The sequence below is a fragment of the Kastovskya adunca genome (genome assembly GCF_059505785.1).
On record NZ_JCACLG010000033.1, the window covers coordinates 40,610 to 56,639 of the forward strand.

Annotated in this window: 15 protein-coding genes; 5 read left to right on the forward strand and 10 right to left on the reverse strand. The window is 46.9% G+C overall.

Translation table 11 applies throughout. The features are described 5' to 3' along the window. Positions 1–132: 132 nt before the first annotated feature. The 4 genes from AC5JR3_RS13085 to apcA all read right to left on the reverse strand — a co-directional run bounded on the left by AC5JR3_RS13085 (position 133) and on the right by apcA (position 3,151). Positions 133–1,344: an FtsW/RodA/SpoVE family cell cycle protein gene (locus AC5JR3_RS13085; RefSeq protein ID WP_495846634.1), complete on the reverse strand. Its 1,212-nt coding sequence runs from the start codon at positions 1,342–1,344 to the stop codon at positions 133–135. 215 nt (positions 1,345–1,559) lie between these two features. Then, complete coding sequence (locus AC5JR3_RS13090) at positions 1,560–1,763, reverse strand: rod-capping linker protein CpcD domain-containing protein (RefSeq protein WP_495846636.1); 204 nt, start codon at positions 1,761–1,763, stop codon at positions 1,560–1,562. A 353-nt stretch (positions 1,764–2,116) separates the two neighbouring features. Further along, on the reverse strand, positions 2,117–2,602 hold the full coding sequence (gene apcB / locus AC5JR3_RS13095; protein WP_495846638.1) for an allophycocyanin subunit beta: 486 nt from the start codon (positions 2,600–2,602) through the stop codon (positions 2,117–2,119). A 63-nt stretch (positions 2,603–2,665) separates the two neighbouring features. Further along, positions 2,666–3,151, reverse strand: coding sequence for an allophycocyanin subunit alpha (gene apcA / locus AC5JR3_RS13100; protein WP_495846640.1), 486 nt, complete (start codon positions 3,149–3,151; stop codon positions 2,666–2,668). Positions 3,152–3,526: 375 nt separating this feature from the next. On the opposite strand from apcA, the gene AC5JR3_RS13105 reads away from it, so the two are divergent. The 3 genes from AC5JR3_RS13105 to AC5JR3_RS13115 all read left to right on the forward strand — a co-directional run bounded on the left by AC5JR3_RS13105 (position 3,527) and on the right by AC5JR3_RS13115 (position 4,699). Further along, entirely contained in the window at positions 3,527–3,949 is a 423-nt protein-coding gene (locus AC5JR3_RS13105) for a hypothetical protein (RefSeq protein ID WP_495846642.1), read from the forward strand. Between the two features lie 231 nt (positions 3,950–4,180). Further along, positions 4,181–4,441, forward strand: coding sequence for a tetratricopeptide repeat protein (locus AC5JR3_RS13110; RefSeq protein WP_495846644.1), 261 nt, complete (start codon positions 4,181–4,183; stop codon positions 4,439–4,441). Between the two features lie 15 nt (positions 4,442–4,456). Further along, the gene (locus AC5JR3_RS13115) at positions 4,457–4,699 is read left to right on the forward strand and encodes a hypothetical protein (RefSeq protein ID WP_495846646.1); all 243 of its coding nucleotides are present in this window, start codon (positions 4,457–4,459) and stop codon (positions 4,697–4,699) included. A 281-nt stretch (positions 4,700–4,980) separates the two neighbouring features. Here AC5JR3_RS13115 and AC5JR3_RS13120 read toward each other — a convergent pair whose 3' ends face one another. Beyond that, on the reverse strand, positions 4,981–8,394 hold the full coding sequence (locus tag AC5JR3_RS13120) for a phycobilisome rod-core linker polypeptide (protein WP_495846648.1): 3,414 nt from the start codon (positions 8,392–8,394) through the stop codon (positions 4,981–4,983). Between the two features lie 351 nt (positions 8,395–8,745). Between AC5JR3_RS13120 and AC5JR3_RS13125 the strand changes: the two genes are divergently transcribed. Next, positions 8,746–9,939 carry a class I SAM-dependent methyltransferase gene (locus AC5JR3_RS13125; RefSeq protein WP_495846650.1) on the forward strand — a complete coding sequence of 398 codons (1,194 nt, stop codon included), beginning with the start codon at positions 8,746–8,748 and terminating at the stop codon, positions 9,937–9,939. Positions 9,940–10,256: 317 nt separating this feature from the next. Further along, positions 10,257–11,417, forward strand: a complete 1,161-nt coding sequence (locus tag AC5JR3_RS13130; protein ID WP_495846652.1) for a glycerophosphodiester phosphodiesterase — start codon at positions 10,257–10,259, stop codon at positions 11,415–11,417. A gap of 171 nt (positions 11,418–11,588) precedes the next feature. Here the strand turns inward: AC5JR3_RS13130 and AC5JR3_RS13135 are convergent, their stop codons facing one another. From AC5JR3_RS13135 to AC5JR3_RS13155, 5 genes are all read right to left on the reverse strand, one after another. Next, entirely contained in the window at positions 11,589–12,233 is a 645-nt protein-coding gene (locus AC5JR3_RS13135) for a fasciclin domain-containing protein (RefSeq protein WP_495846654.1), read from the reverse strand. A 194-nt stretch (positions 12,234–12,427) separates the two neighbouring features. After that, positions 12,428–13,204: a fasciclin domain-containing protein gene (locus AC5JR3_RS13140; RefSeq protein ID WP_495846656.1), complete on the reverse strand. Its 777-nt coding sequence runs from the start codon at positions 13,202–13,204 to the stop codon at positions 12,428–12,430. Between the two features lie 291 nt (positions 13,205–13,495). Next, positions 13,496–13,696 carry a hypothetical protein gene (locus tag AC5JR3_RS13145; protein WP_495846658.1) on the reverse strand — a complete coding sequence of 67 codons (201 nt, stop codon included), beginning with the start codon at positions 13,694–13,696 and terminating at the stop codon, positions 13,496–13,498. Positions 13,697–13,821: 125 nt separating this feature from the next. Continuing rightward, positions 13,822–15,093 (reverse strand): sensor histidine kinase, encoded by a 1,272-nt coding sequence (locus tag AC5JR3_RS13150; protein WP_495846660.1) that lies wholly within the window; start codon positions 15,091–15,093, stop codon positions 13,822–13,824. 140 nt (positions 15,094–15,233) lie between these two features. Further along, the gene (locus tag AC5JR3_RS13155) at positions 15,234–15,914 is read right to left on the reverse strand and encodes a response regulator transcription factor (protein ID WP_495846662.1); all 681 of its coding nucleotides are present in this window, start codon (positions 15,912–15,914) and stop codon (positions 15,234–15,236) included. Between the last annotated feature and the right edge of the window lie 116 nt (positions 15,915–16,030).

The following is a 16,030-nucleotide window of genomic DNA, read 5'->3' on the forward strand; positions in this document are numbered from 1 at the left end:
TTGTGCAGCACTCGGAGCAGGGACGCAGGGATAAAGCATAAATGAGGTTGTTGGTTCTCCCTATCCCCTCATCTCCCCCGCACCCCTGCTCCTGATCACTCTCAACAATACCTTTGCAACCAAAAGAGGATATTACCGAGGAAATTGAGGTTGCTGTCTAGTTCGTTGCTTTCGTCCTTGTTCAGCGCGGCGATGCGCTATGGAGACCACTTCTGCTTCGCTGCTTTCTCTAGCTACCCGAACTAATAATCCGGCTGCCAATAAACTGGCAATCATTGAGTTGCCACCGTAACTAAATAGTGGCAAGGGGAGACCTGTTGTAGGAAGCACACCTGTTGTAACGCCAATATTTAGCAGGGACTGACCCACGAGCAGAATCATTGCTCCAATAGCGACTAATCGATGAACAATATTTCGCGCTTTCATCGCGACTATCAATGCCAAAGTGGCATAGGTAACGAGTAATAGAAGCAACAACAGGCTACCTGCGAAGCCAAATTCTTCAGCAAAGACTGCAAATATAAAATCGGTGTTTTGAATCGGCAGATAAAACAATTTTTGTTGCGACAGCCCAAAACCAGCTCCCCAGGTTCCCCCGGAACCAACAGCCATAAGGCTTTGAACAAGTTGGTATCCATCCTGCATTGGGTCAGCCCAGGGATTGAGAAACGACATTACCCGTCGTCGCTGATAGTCTTTAATGCTGATACTGAGCAGAGCTAGGAGAAAACCCCCAATGGCTGTTCCTCCTAGCTGGGAAAGGGGTAACCCAGCAGCTAGGGCAATTAACCACAAGGTCATGCCACAGAGGGCGGCTGTACTCAAGTTAGGTTGGAGCAAGATCCCCACGAGTACAGCACAGAAAACCAACAGCCAGAATCCTCGGATTTTCCAACTCAGCCGCTCCCACTGCCCAAAAAGCCGCGCGCTTTGCAGAACTAGAAAAGGCTTGATCAGCTCAGAGGGTTGAAAGGGAAATATCCCCAGCGATAGCCACCGTGTCGCTCCGTTAACTGTAGTTCCTAATCCTGGAATCAGGGTAACGCCAATGAGCATTAACAGTAGAAGTAAGAGCCAACGGGCGACTCCTAGAATATAGCGAAGAGGCGATCGCACTAAAAAGTTGAAAACTATTAAGCCCAGAAAAATTGAAACCACCTGGCGCTTGACGTAATACAGACCATCTCCATACTCAGCATCAGCATTTGGATAGGAGGCTGAAAACAAAACAACCAAACCGACAGACATCCACAGGAAAGTCAGCCACCGTAACAATCGGGCTTCCAAAGCCCATTCCTGGAGGTCGGAGGAGTTGCCAAATGGAATCAGGTTATATAGAGCCACTAATTACTACTGGTGTTGTTGGTCATTAGTCATGGGTCATGGGCATAAAAGTGCTAATGATGACCCAGGCTTCAGATAAAGTCTATGCTCAGATGCACAGCATAGCTTAACAGTAATAATGCCAGACGGAAACAGGGTGATAAGTTGTTCGCAGAGAGAAATAAAAAAAGAGGTCACAAAGACCTCTCAGCAATTCACATAAAAAACTTGTGGAATTAAAGTAGCCCGGTGTTAACGCCCTGCTTACCAGTAGCTAGTTCCACCTTCATGATTTTGCCACCCATCTTCATAATCCGCTGTTGCTCACGGAACCAGTTATCGTAGGAAACTAGTTTGGTGAAATAGGTATTTTGTAGCTCGCGCTGCGTTCTAATCCGGGTTTGGCTAGGAACGCAAGCCGTTATTTTGAACATCCGCATGAGTCGATCTCTCCTAATCAGGTTGAGAAATTTTAAATGTTGATCTCTGTTTTGCCAAAAGGCAATTATCAAAACTTTTTGTAGGAAACTGAATCTGCTACTTGTCTAAATTAGGCGATCGCATTACAGGCTATTCAGTCTTGCTTCTTCCTGAAGTCAAAGCCTAATTTATAGCGAGATAATCAGTTTTGAAACCATTAAGGGTTTGGTGTAGATAGAGCAAAGGTCGGGAGTCAAGAGTCAATACTAGACCGTACAAGCCGCATTAGCCTGATCGCGAGCTAGCACTCACTCCGGACTTCCCAGACCTTAACAGCAGACTCCTAACTTAGAAGTCTAGATAGGAAGTTGACTTAGCTCAAGCCAGAGCAGATGTAGTCAAAGTAAACACCCATTTCCTTACCAGCGTCAGCACCAACTAGGCTAGCGGTGACTTCTTTCATGGCTTGGATTGCCTGAACGGTAGCGGAGATAGGTACACCTAGGGAGTTGTAGGTTTCCTTCAAGCCGTTGAGCACGCGCTCATCTAGGATGGAAGGATCGCCTGCCAACATAGCGTAGGTACCATAGCGGAGGTAGTAGTCCAAGTCGCGGATACAAGCAGCGTAGCGGCGAGTGGTGTACATGTTGCCGCCGGGACGGGTGATGTCCGAGTACAACAGAGACTTAGCAACAGCTTCTTTAACGATAGTTGCAGCGTTAGCACTGATGGTGTTAGCAGCACGAACCCGCAGTTCGCCAGTTTGGAAATAGCCCTTGAGCTTTTCCATAGCGGAGTTGTCGAGGTACTTACCTTGAACGTCGGAGGAATTAATAACCGAGGTAATTGCGTCTTGCATGATTGTTATTTCCTTATTGCACCGATTCTAAGAATCTTTAACTTGAGTAGAGACAGTGTCTCTCTACTGCATCGCTCCGATCACGTAGTCGAAGTAAGCGCCAGCTTCAGAAGCATCTTCGCCAGTCATCATGGAGGCGGCAACATTCTTCATGGCGCGAACGCTTTCTGCAACACCATCAACTGGGGTTCCCAGAGATCTGTACATTTCGCGAACACCTACCAAACCGATTTCTTCAATCGGGGTAACATCACCAGCAACTACTCCGTAGGTGATCAAACGTAGGTAGTAGTCCATGTCGCGTAGGCAAGTAGCCGTCATTTCTTCACCGTAGGCATTGCCGCCGGGAGAAACTACGTCAGGACGCTTCTGGAACAGTTGATCGCCAGCTTGCTTGACGATACGCTCGCGAGACTCAGTTAGAGTTTGAGCGATGCGGAGGCGGCGCTCACCAGAAGTAACAAAAGTCTTAATCCGGTCTAGTTCGCCAGGGCTCAGGTAACGAGCCTCAGCATCTGCATTCACGATGGATTTCGTGACGATACTCATCGATGGATTCCTCCAGAAAAAGGTAACCAGGTGTATTTAAAACTGGCAGTCGCATTTTTGATGATGGAGCTATTCTCCTGTCTGCCTACGAAATCAGCATGCAGTTACTGTTTGAAATCTGACCTTCTAAGTTAAATCTCAGTAGTCTCATAATTCTAAAGTAACAACCAATACAGTAGGTTGGGGAGACAGCCACCTTCCGCAAACATTCTGCGATAGATCGTTCACATTAATCCCACCCTCGCAATAGTTTGTAACATTTTTCCTCAGATTGGTGGATGCAGGCGGGCATTGCTACTTCCCTAGACCTATAAGGGTTGAGTCTAGAATCGTTTATAAATCTTCTAATTCCTTCAGCCCACGCCTCTGCATCACTTGGGACAGATACGCGGGCGACTCCTGGCTAGCGGCTCAGTAATTATCAGTGGGGCTTTATGTTTAGGTGGATTGCCCGATGCCAATACTGTGGCGATCGCCATCAGCACTGTCACAGGTATTTTAAGTGGGATTGTCGCCAATGATTTAGGGAGCCTGACAGAGCGCCTGCGTCAGGACGATCGCAGTAATGATGACTTAACGAAAGCGGTAGGACAAGCGATCGCGTTAGTTATTCTGACTGCGGCAGAAGCTGAAACTTACCCAAATTACAGAAGAGACTTAAGAAAACTGGCAAAAACGGCTACTCAGTATTGGTCATCTGTTGCTAATGCCACTAAAGATGCGCCAGAAGATTATTTTGCCGCAATTAAAGACGATCAACTTGCCGAGCTTTTTGCTAACCGAGTGCAACAGACATAAAAACTATTCTCTAATTTTTGATGACAATCGCCCTAGTGTAACGAACTGGCATGGACGTACTGATGAGATCCAAAAACTAAAGGTTTGGTTAGCAGATAACACAAGGCAGAAAATCTGACTGAGGCGCACCAGAAAGATATTTATTACTATCTTTTAAAACTGAAACAATGACCCTAGCAAGCCATAGATTACATTACAGAATACTTAGAAGTCTTTTATCACTGGTGCCAGTTGGGAAAATATGCTCAAGCTTTTGACACAATTACTAATAACATTAATGACTTTTTAGCTCTGCGTGGCTACAATGCTATCCACATTGAACTGTACAGCCAGCTAGTACAACTCTTACAACAAGATAAGGATGAACAGTGGCGAATTGTAGGTGCTTTTACAGCCTTGGGCAATGCTTACACTTCTCTAAGGCAATACCAGCAGGCAATTGATTACTGTCAGCAACTTTTGAACTTAAGAAAAGAAACTGGAGATAAGTAAGGTAAAGCTAATTGTTTGTTTTTATTAGCTGCTTCATATGAACAAATAGGTAAAATCCAACAAGCATTTATATGTAAGAATCAAGCAAGTCAGATATTAATTGAGGTTGGGGGACTTGATGCCTTGCCAATACCGCAGTGGCAAAAATCGATAGCTAAATTTGCTCAACGCGGCAAATTACAACTAACTGCGTGCTTTGTTGTCGGGTTAGTAGCATTTCCCTTTGCTTTAGTTTTTATTGTGACACTAAACATATGACGATTAGTACGCGTACAATTTAGACAGCAATAATATCGTCTATTTGTAAAGGTTTGATAGGTTTTACTGTTGCTCTATTGTCCTACAAACTGAGATAGCCAAAATATTTATCTTATTCTCTTTCTTCGCGTCCTAGCCTTCGGCAAGCTGCTAGCGCGTCTATGCATCTTTACGGTTCAAAATTCAAAGTAAAAAATCCCCCTGACCTGCTAACAAATCAGAGGGGAACTATTAACTAATCTTTCTAGGAGTAGATATTAAACCTACCCCTAAATCAACAATTACTTGCGACCAAAGCGCGTCGCGAGAGAAGACGGCGACAAATCAGACCACGCCTGCTTCACCAAATCAGTTTGCGCCTTCACGCTACCGATGTAGTTACCCGCAGGTAAAGAGGGGAAGCGGGGATAAGGCACAACATCCTCACCATAGAAGCGAGCATATTCCTGACTATCCACCATCATTTCCACAGCCGCCTGTAGCCCTTTCTCAGCAAGCAGCTTGTTGTACTGACGAATCTCGTCTTGAGTCGCAGGCGCACGTCCCAATAGGTGACGGAACAAGAACTCAATCACCTTAGTGTTGGGATACGGCGTGTAAAAACGACGACGGTAGATTTCGCTACCCGCCAAGGTCTTAACAAACTCCCGCACCGAGATTTCCCCGTTACGAAGCTTGCTGTCCAACTCAGAACGACGAATTTCTGGTGGAACCTGACCGCTAAAGATATCCATCACCTGACAGTAGATGGCATTAACTACCTTTTCTGTTTCCTGGCTATTTGTGCCGGGAGTGAGGCGGAAAATCCGTGCTGGCTTACGGCGAGTTGTACCAACACCCACTTCCACCGACTGACCTTCACCATCTTGGAAGGAGCGACCGAGTTCGATGAACTTCGGCTTGCTCATGTCCATCTGCCGTCCCTTGGCTGCCAAGTCGGCGATCGCCTTGCCAGTTAGGGGCAGCTTATAGGTATCCATCCGAGGCTTAACAGTCTCGAAGCTAGGAACAACAATGTCCTTGCTTTGCTTCGTTAGACGGTTATTCAACTTCTCAGAATTCGGGAAGTTTCCTGCTGGGAGCGTCGGGAAGCGACGATAAGGTACCGTATCTTCGCCAAAGACTTGGGAATACTCCGTACTGTTGACCAAGGCGCTGACAAAGCCACGGATACCCTCAGCCGCGAGAATCTGGTTATACTTCTGAATCTCCTTCTGACTTTCCGGTGCCCGTCCTAGGAAGTGCTTGGTTCCTAGTTCAATCACCTTAGTGTTTGGATAGGGAGCATAGAACTCTTTGATGTAGAGGTCTGAGCAACCTAAGCCTTCAATGAACTCTTTGACATTGATTTCATTGTTACCGAGCTTGCTTTCGAGAGCCGTAAACTCGTTTTTGCTCACGTAAGGCTCGATGTCTCGCTCAAACACTTGCCGATAGGCTGCCCGAATCAGGGTTTGTACCGCCGTCTTATCGGTGTTATCAGTCAGCTTAAATTCCTTAGTCTGTTGGCGTTGCGCCGATACACCTTGGTTAATGCGGAACTGAAGATCTGGTTCTGACCGCACTTCCGCAACTTGACCCAGTTCCACAAAGCGTGGGGTGACTTCCTTATCAACGCGGGTGCCAATATCCTTACCTAGGCTACCCGGACGTGAGGAGCGCAACTGTACGCCGCCGGGAGTGAGATAACGCTCGTAAGGAACGGTATCTTCTCCAAACACCTCTGAGTATTCTGAAGTATCGAGAATGGCATCCACTAAGGCGTAGAAGCCCTTTTTGGAGCAGGTATCGAAGTACTTGTTCATTTCCTGGCGTCCGTAGGTAGGACGACCCAGCAAGCGGCGATGAATATATTCAACCGCCTTAGTGACATACAGAGATGTCCAGTAGAGCTTGCGGAACAAGTCAGACTTTGCCAGCATCCGGATAAACTCGCGCACCGTAATCTCGCCGTTTTCCAGCTTGATTTCGGCAACCTTCAGCCGCTGTCCTTCGTAAACATCCCGTCCGAAGACTTGGAAGTAGCAAGCCCGAATTAATGCTTGAGTAGAGCTTTCGGAGAACTTGATGCCTTGGGCATTGTTGCCACGGCTGCCAATACCAGAGAAGGGGCGTTGGTCTAGACGGAAGATCTTCGGTCCCAAAGAACCAGGGAACTCACCCCGCGCCGCAGGATTACCGAGTTGGTTATTAATACCAGGGCCCCGGTGAATCAGGATGCGTCTGGTATCCTTGCCAAAAGGTGCAGGACTGGTGCTAGGATTTTTCTTCTCTTTCGGGAAGATTGCCCCAAACTGAATTTCCAATGGATCATTGCCAGAACCGTAGACGTGCTGGTCAGGTAACGGCTTATCGTATTCGGCAAAGGTGGTGATAAATTGAGGTACTTTGCGGAAGGGCGCACTGTAGCGCAGCAGATCTTGCTGCATTCCCCAGTTACGACATTCTTGGGCTTCCTGACCCAGACCCCGCAGATAGGGGACTGTTTCTTCACCGAAGTAGTCGGAGTATTCTGAGGAATCCACCAGAGCATCTATCAGTGCCGATAGACCGCCATCAGAAACGATAGAGAAGTACGTTTGGACTTCTTCGCGAGAACTTGGGCCCCGACCGAGGAAGTGACGGAAGGCAAGTTCTAGAACGCGGCTGTTGACAAAAGGCTCGTAGAACTGTTTCCGATAAATTGGAGATTTACCCAAGCGACGGATAAACTCCTTCATGGAGATGTCGCCGTTTTTAACTTGTGATTCTAGATAAGAAATGGCTTGGCTATAAGCGCGGGTAATATCGCGTTCAAAAACCTGCCGATAAGCTGCTTTGACAACAGATTGCTTTTCTGTTGCTGACAAGCCGGGCTTCATCACAAATTTAGGACGACGCTCGGCTGCATTAGAGTAGCTTTGGGGTAGTTGTAGACCTTGCTGGTCGCCAGAAGGACGCTGCCGGAGTTGGTCTGAAGGAATTGCCGCTTTGAATTCGTTAACCAGGATTTCAAAGTACTGGTTAACAATATCCTTGGCGTCGTCTTCCCGCTTAAAGTAGCCAACAGCGGCTTGGCGCATTTCCTGGAGAGCGACTAGTGTGGCTGCCCCAGAGCAAGCATTCTCAATGATTTCTCGTAGACCGCGAACATTAACGGTGATGATGTTGGGGTCACCCGCAACGATCGCGTAGGTCAAATAGCGTAACATCCAAGACAAGTCACGCAGAGACTTCTGCATGTTTCTTGGGCCATAGCGGGCAACGTTGATCGGTCGGAATCCTGCTGGAGTCGGGCCGCCACCTGTTGCCGAAAAGAGCGATCGCAAACCTTCTAGAAAGCCACCTGTGCTTTCTACATAAGTAGCTGTCCCTAATCGCATCGTTTCTCGGGCTTCGTCGCTATCGCGATTAGCGCCTGCCATGACGAGTTCTTGACCAACATCTTGCCTGGGTTTTTCCAGGTAAGCCATCGGTGAACCGCCGACAAAAATTCGGTTGGCGGCGCGGGAGACAATTAGGTCAGCATTTTCACTGAGAGCCTCTGCGATTTCTAAGCGTCTTGTTCCAGAGCTAAAGTAACTGGCAAGCTCGGTTAGCTCACCACTACCGCAGTAGCGGTCTTGTTGTTCGGCTTGGATAATCGTTGAGACTGGAACCGTTTGATATAGTTGTGGACGTGCAACTGAGCTTCCACCACTTGCCTTAACACTCATTATTTTTCAATAATCTCCCATCAGGTTTGCTGCTGCGTTAAGCCTGACCAGTTTGCCAATCTGTTTACTTTCGTTTGTTTAGGTCGGTCTGACACACACGTTGAGTTTTGCTTTTATAAAAAAGATAAAAGCAACGGTGATGCCTTCATCAAACGAATGCCCTGGACTTACCAGGTCAGCTTCTAGATTAAAACGTTTCGGATGTTGTCAGGTTATTTGTTAAGAAGTTTATAGAACTCTCTTAATGGCTTCCCAGGGTCATCATAGTGGATCAAAGCGATATCACTGAGAGACTCTATAAGTTTTGTTACGTTCTCCGTTATTATTGAAAACTTTTACTGCCCAATGTTCATGAACACTACTCCTGATCCGAGTGCTGCGGTACAGCGGCTTTACGATACTTATCCCTTTCCGCCAGAACCCTTACTCGACGCTCCCCCACCAGGGTACAACTGGCGTTGGAACTGGCTTGCCGCTTATAACTTTTGCACTGGACAAAAACCTCAAAGGCAGGATGTCCGTATTCTTGATGCGGGCTGTGGAACGGGTGTCGGGACAGAGTATTTGGTGCATCTAAATCCGGAAGCGCAGGTAGTGGGCATTGATTTGAGTGCGGGGGCGTTATCTGTCGCCAAGGAACGCTGTCAGCGTTCTGGGGCAAATCGCGTTGAGTTCCATCACCTGAGTTTGTACAATGCAGACCAACTCGACGGCGAGTTTGATTTGATTAATTGTGTCGGAGTGCTGCACCATTTGCCCGATCCGATTAAAGGTATTCAATCCCTCGCCCCTAAGTTGGCTCCCGGTGGATTGATGCATATCTTTGTCTATGCTGAGTTGGGGCGCTGGGAAATTCAACTGATGCAGAAAGCGATCGCGCTTTTGCAAGGGGACAAACGAGGCGACTATCGCGATGGGGTACAGTTGGGGCGATCGCTCTTTGCCTCTCTACCGGAAACCAATCGTATAGTAAAGCGAGAAAAAGAACGCTGGTCAATGGAAAATCAGCGGGATGCCAACTTTGCAGATATGTACGTGCATCCTCAGGAAATTGACTATAACATTGACACCTTGTTTGAATTGATCGATGCGTCAGGATTAGAGTTTTTGGGCTTTTCTAATCCAAGTTATTGGCAGTTAGAGCGGCTTTTCGGGAAAGATCCGACCCTAATAGAGCGAGCCAAAGAACTAAGCGATCGCGAACGTTATCGTTTAATAGAACTCTTAGATCCAGAAGTCAGCCATTACGAATTCTTCCTCGCACGTCCTCCTCTACCAAAAGCAGACTGGTCTACTGATGAAGCGCTTTTAGCCGCCATTCCCGAACGGAATCCTTGCATGGATGGTTGGCCCAGTAAATGCCTATTTAACTACGATTATCAGATTGTTAACTTGTCAGAAGCAGAATTTGAGTTTCTCCAAGCTTGTGATGCGAATGTAGCCCAACAGCAGACGGTGAGAGAAATTCTGGCTCAGGTGAAATTGGGGTTAGAAGAAGTGCGATCGCTACTCCAACGTCAGTTGGTTGTACTGACACCAGCTTAAAAAATACAACAACGTAGACAATCGGCTTCCGTTTCGATTGAACTACCAAATTCCTGCCTCACTCTAATTACAGACTGAGGCAATTTTTATTGACTTTTAATCCTTTATTAACCAGTATTTATACACAAATTAACTCAACATTGCCCTAAAGCTTAATGTCTAACTCGTATATTTACGTAGGGAAATTGTCTCAGGTTATTTGGCTAATTGAATTTGCCTTGTTCTCAATATCAAACGAGTTAACAGCAGCACTAAGTCTTAACCTACCCAAATTGATATTCACATCAACGCAACGCCGATTAATCTTGGAGTGCAATATGTTTCGTTTTTGCAAATTAGCATTATTAGCAACAGCCGTTGCCACACTTTCACCCGTTGGTGAAGCCGTAGCCGCAACGTTGACAGGGGCACCTCCGATTGTAATTGGACATCGGGGGGCGAGCGGCTACCGACCAGAACACACCTTAGAAGCTTATCGACTAGCGATTGAACTGGGAGCTGACTACATTGAACCTGATGTCGTTTCCACGAAAGACGGCGTTCTAGTTGCTCGCCATGAAAATGAAATTTCTGGAACGACAGACGTTGCTTCTCGCCCAGAGTTTGCGGATCGCAAAACGACTAAAGTGATTGATGGCGTAGAAGTAGAGGGTTGGTTCACCGAAGACTTTACCCTGGCAGAAATCAAGACACTCCGAGCAAAAGAGCGCCTTCCTCAACTACGAGGGACTGAGTATGACGGTCTGTATGAAGTCCCGACGCTTCAGGAAGTTATTGATTTAGCCAAGCAAAAAAGCGCCGAAACAGGTCGCACCATTGGAATATATCCAGAAACCAAGCACCCTAGCTACTTCGACTCCATCGGTCTATCTTTGGAAGAACCTTTAGTTGAACTTCTCAGTACCAATGGCTACACAGACGCTGACGACGCTGTGTTTATCCAGTCTTTTGAAGTAAGCAACCTGCTAAACCTGGCTCAGTTAACCAATTTGCCTCTGGTTCAGTTATTTGGCGGCGCAAATGCTCAACCTTATGACTTTGTTTTGAATGGCGATTCTCGTACCTATGGCAATCTAACTGCTCCAACAGAACTGAGCAACATTGCTGACTATGCGAGTGGGATTGGCCCGTCTAAGCGCTTGATTGTTCCCACAGGCGAGGATGGACAGCTACTTGAGCCAACAACACTAGTCAGCGATGCTCACGCCGCTGGTTTGCTTGTGCATCCGTACACCTTCCGCAATGAAGATGTTTTTCTGGCTCCGGATTATAACGGAAACCCCGAACTGGAATACGAACAGTTCTTTAAGCTGGGCGTTGATGGTGTCTTCAGTGACAATCCCGATACGGCTGTTGCTGTTCGTAACCGTGTGGCTGGTGACTCCAACGCACAGGTTCCTGAACCTGGTTCTTTCTTAGCCTTTGGCGTTTTACCCGTAGCGGAATTGTTACGCCGTCACAAAGCCCAAAAAGTATAAGCATTGGACAAAATTAAAGAGCTGCACGGACAGGCTTGACATCTATAGTCCTATTCGGTGCTGTGGGCGTCGTTGTCACTCAGAACTTACGCAGAAATAGCCTATTGCGTAAGTCCTGAGCTGTAGCAATTAAGAAGCGATCGCTTTTAGTCTTTTACCAAAGTATCTAACCTAAAAGGAATTTGTTGGCGTCTCCGACAACTGTGATTGAACGGCGGGAGGTAAAATCACTCGGTCAATTGCGTGAATGACGCCGTTGCTTGACTGAATATCGGGTTGAACTACCCTGGCTCTTTCTACACGAATCCGACCACTGGCATCAACTTGTACCTCTAGTGGGCTGCCAACTAAGGTTTCAAGCTGTCCAGATTGCAGTTCGCCTCCTCTGATCTCACTAGGTACCACATGGTAAGACAGCACCTGTCTTAGTAAGTCTCTATTTTCTGGCTGAAGGAGCTGTTCTAGGGTTCTAGGTGGCAGCTTAGCAAAGGCTTCATCCGTAGGAGCAAAAATTGTGTAAGACCCCTCCATCAGAAGAGTACTCTCTAAATCAGCGGCGTTAATTGCTGTGGCGAATGTCTGGAGGCGATCGCTTCTAGCTGCCATTTCGACCAAATTATTGTTTGTTACTGATCGGTCATTAGAACTTTCCCTCTGTTCGACTGGGTTGAGAGACTCAGAGCGATACCCCTCTGTTCTATAAGGAGGTGTATGACCAAAGAACTTTTCTATCCGAATTGTTTGAGCCACTGCCGGAGAACTGAACAGGGCACTGACTGCCAGAATACCGAGCAGCAAAGGAGTTTGCAATTTCATAATACTTTTTAAATACAAAGTCTACTATCCTCCCAGGTTAGGGGAGGCATTCAAGTTGTCACCTCTTGCAATCGAGGTACTTCTTTAGAACTAGTTGTTAAAACAAAGAAAAAGCCCCCAGGGGCAAAACTGGAGACTTCAAAGCTTTAACTGAGGAATGGCTAACTTGAAACTGCACTGAAAGAAGCTTGCTTTTAGTTATTGCTGGCTACTTCAGGTTCTACCTTTAACTGAGTCTGAGCCTGTAGCGGTAAAATTACTTGGTCAACAGCATGAATAACGCCGTTGCTGACTTGAATATCAGCTTGAGTTACGGTGGCGTTGTTGACGCTCACTGTCCCATCTGAATTTTTGGTAATTTCGAGTGTCCCTTCCGTTAGTGTTTCGGCTTCTCCTGACTCAATTTGACTGCTAGTAATTGCACCAGGAACGACATGGTAACTCAGCAGTTGCACCAAAATTTCTTTATTTTCCGGTTGTAGAAGTTGCTCCAGGATGCCTTCTGGTAAGGCGGCAAAGGCTTCATCCGTCGGTGCAAAAAGGGTATAAGGCCCCTCGGTTGATAGGGTTTCTTCTAACCCAGCTGCCTCAATGGCTTTGGCAAGAGTTTGAAATTGTTCGCTGTCAGCTGCTTGCTCGACTAAGTTGTTGCCTGCTGGTTCAGCATCAACAGAACTATCTAATGTTTCGTCTGTAGGGGACACTGGAACTGCATCAACAGGAACCTGTGGGGCATCATCCACGGGAATCTCTGTTTCGTCGGCACTTTCAGGGATCGTCTCAGTAGGCGTCTCTTGAAGAGTTTGTTTCTTCTTAGCAGGTGGATTGAGAGATTCCGAGGTACTTTCTTCTCTTGCTCCAGGAATGCCAGTGAAGGCGTCTTCAAGTTGATTAGCTTGGGCAAATGCCGGAGCACTGATTAGAGCACTTAAGCCGAAAATAGCGGTTAGTAGTTGAATGCGAGTTTTCATTTTGCAAATACCTACTGAATGTTATGTTTTGTAAACGTTACGCCCGCAGTTCAAGACAGGCTTTTTTCTAAGCCCTATAGCTGCCGAAAGACGGCATGAGAACTATTGATATCGGAATAAAGCTTGAGAAAAGCGCGATCGCGTTATCTGGAGTGGTTGAGTAGCAGGCAGGTTCTGAGCAGGGACTTAGGGAAGCGGACTGTCACTGATTTGAACAAGGGCTGACGTTGGCAGTCTTGTGAACCCCTCACATATTGGTCGCTTTTACTCACTGCTCTTTAGCTAGCAGTTTTAAATCCAGACATCAATCCAACTACTTCTTTGTAGTGCCAATCTGCCGTTAGGAGTTTTCGTCAACTCCTCGAATTCAAGAGTGTCAGAATCTAACTGATTTCTCATCTCTTGCGCCTGCTGAGGCGTCAGACCAGCTAGAATTAAGCCTTCCAATCTAGCTTCATCGGTGCGAGTTGAGAGGTGCTGTGTGTTGATCATCACAGTGACTCCTGATGAAATTGATGCTTTCTTCTGTCTGGTCTTGAGAATAGCTCTCAAAAGTAAAAAACTCGATAAGATCCGCAACGTTATTGAAAAAATCCCCAGAATTGTGGAATAACGTCTCAAAACGCTGGGAGACGAATGTGAAAGCAGCTGCCGACTTCTAGCTTGCTGGTGACGGAGATCTTGCCGCCATGACGTTGCGCGATCGCCTGAGCGATCGCCAGCCCTAACCCTGTCCCTCCCGCCCGCCGAGTGCGAGCCGGATCAGCACGCCAGAAGCGATCAAATATAAAGGGAATCTGGTCTTTGGCAATACCGATGCCTGTATCCTTGATATTCACTAAAGCAAACCGATTCTGTTTAGCTAGACAAAGCTCTACCTTGCCACCCGCAGGAGTATATTGCAGGGCATTTTCCAGAAGATTAGAAAATAAGCGGGCAAGTTGTGCTTTATCGCCCACGACAGACACCTTCGCCAACCATCGTGCTTGCAGAGTAATTTCCTTGGATTGTGCGGAGGGTTCGAGTAATTCCAACAAGTCCTGTAAGAGCTTGTTGAGGGAAATCGGGATGGACTCCCGCAGTGGAACTGAGGCGTAAGCATCCGTCTGTGCTAAAAAAAGCAAGTCTTGCGCCAATGTGCTCATTTGAGAGGTAGCCAGGGCAATAGCAGACAACTTCTTAACATCTTTCGGATGAATGCGTTCTGGGTGATTCAAGATCACATCAGTTGAGGTTTTAATCGCCGTCAGAGGACTGCGAAGTTCGTGGGATGCATCGGCAGTAAATTGTTTCAATCGTCTGAAACTTTGCTCAATTGGCTCTAGGGTTCGCTCTGTCAGCCATAAGCCGCCAACAGCTACCAGTCCAAGCGCGATCGCTCCTCCCATTCCTAGCCCCCACAGCAGTTGACTGTGTACGGTTTCTAAATCCTCTGTAGACTGGCTGGCGCGAATGTACCCTTCCAGAGAAGCCTTACTGGAGTTAGGGTCGCCTTTGTAGATGGAAATGGTGAAGGTGCGAATATGTCTTGGTCTTTGCGATCGCTTTAATGTCACCGAACCTGTTTTGGGAGGAAAGCTTAACGAAAGTGTTCCTTTACTTGCTAACACTTTGCCCTCAGCGTTAAACCATTCCAAGCTTTGTTGGTTGCGGTTAAAAATATCACGCCAAGGCACTTCCTCTACCTGATCAAGATACTCACTTCCTTGGACTTTAACTTCCGTTAATGAGGGAGCCGCAGCTTGAGCAACAGTCAGAAGCTTTTCATCAAGTTGGCGATAGAGACTGTGAATAAAGAACAAATAGACGCCACTACCAAATGCGCCCATAATGGCTGCCATTACGATTAGATATGACAACAAAAGACGCCAGCGTAAGCCTTGAAACATGCAGTTCTCTCAATGAGTACATCAACATCAAGACTAAAACTCTCCCATACATCAAACTAACTTTCCTCCCCCAGCCAGCAACATTGACAGGGAAAGTTAACGCTAGATTGAGTTAAACAATAGGGAATAAACGGGCAATTTTAGGAATGTTGTTTGAGACGATAGCCCAGACCATAAACCGTCTCGATCAAATTAACCGGAACCCCAGCAGACTTAAGTTTTTGCCGTAAGCCGCGAATATGTGCCTTCACGGTTGCTTCTTCGGGAATCTCCTCAAAAGACCAGAGGTGTTCCAGAATTTGAGCGCGACTAAAGACGCGACGATTGTGGCGGAGAAAAAGTTCTAGCAGGCTGTATTCTTTCGGGGTTAGAGAGAGAAGACGAGCTTCGTAAAAAACTTCGCAGGTATTGGGGTTAAGTCGTAAGTCTCCCCATTCCAGTAGAGGTGAAAATGTCGAATTTCCCCGACGTAGTAGCGCTCGAATCCGTGCTGACAACTCCTGAAGTTCAAAGGGTTTGACCAGATAATCATCTGCCCCCGCATCTAAACCAATTACTCGGTCATCTACTGAATCACGAGCCGTCAGCATCAAAATGGGGAGACTTACCCCTTCAGCGCGGAGTTTCCGGCAAAGGGTAATACCATCGACTTTGGGCAGCATTACATCAAGCAAAATTAAGTCATAACTGAAGCTTTCTGCCAGTTCTGCACCCAGTTGACCGTCATGAGCAATATCGACAGCATAATGGCGATCGGTGAGGTCTTCGGCAAGCGCTTCTGCAATCCGCTCATCATCCTCTATGAGCAAAATCTTTGTCATAGTTTACCCCTGTCTTTAAGGTAATTTTTTGAGCCGAGCTAGAGAAGTACGTGACGAACCTATAACTTGTAAGTTTTATCGTCAACTTATAAGCATTGGCAATCTTTCTAACCCAG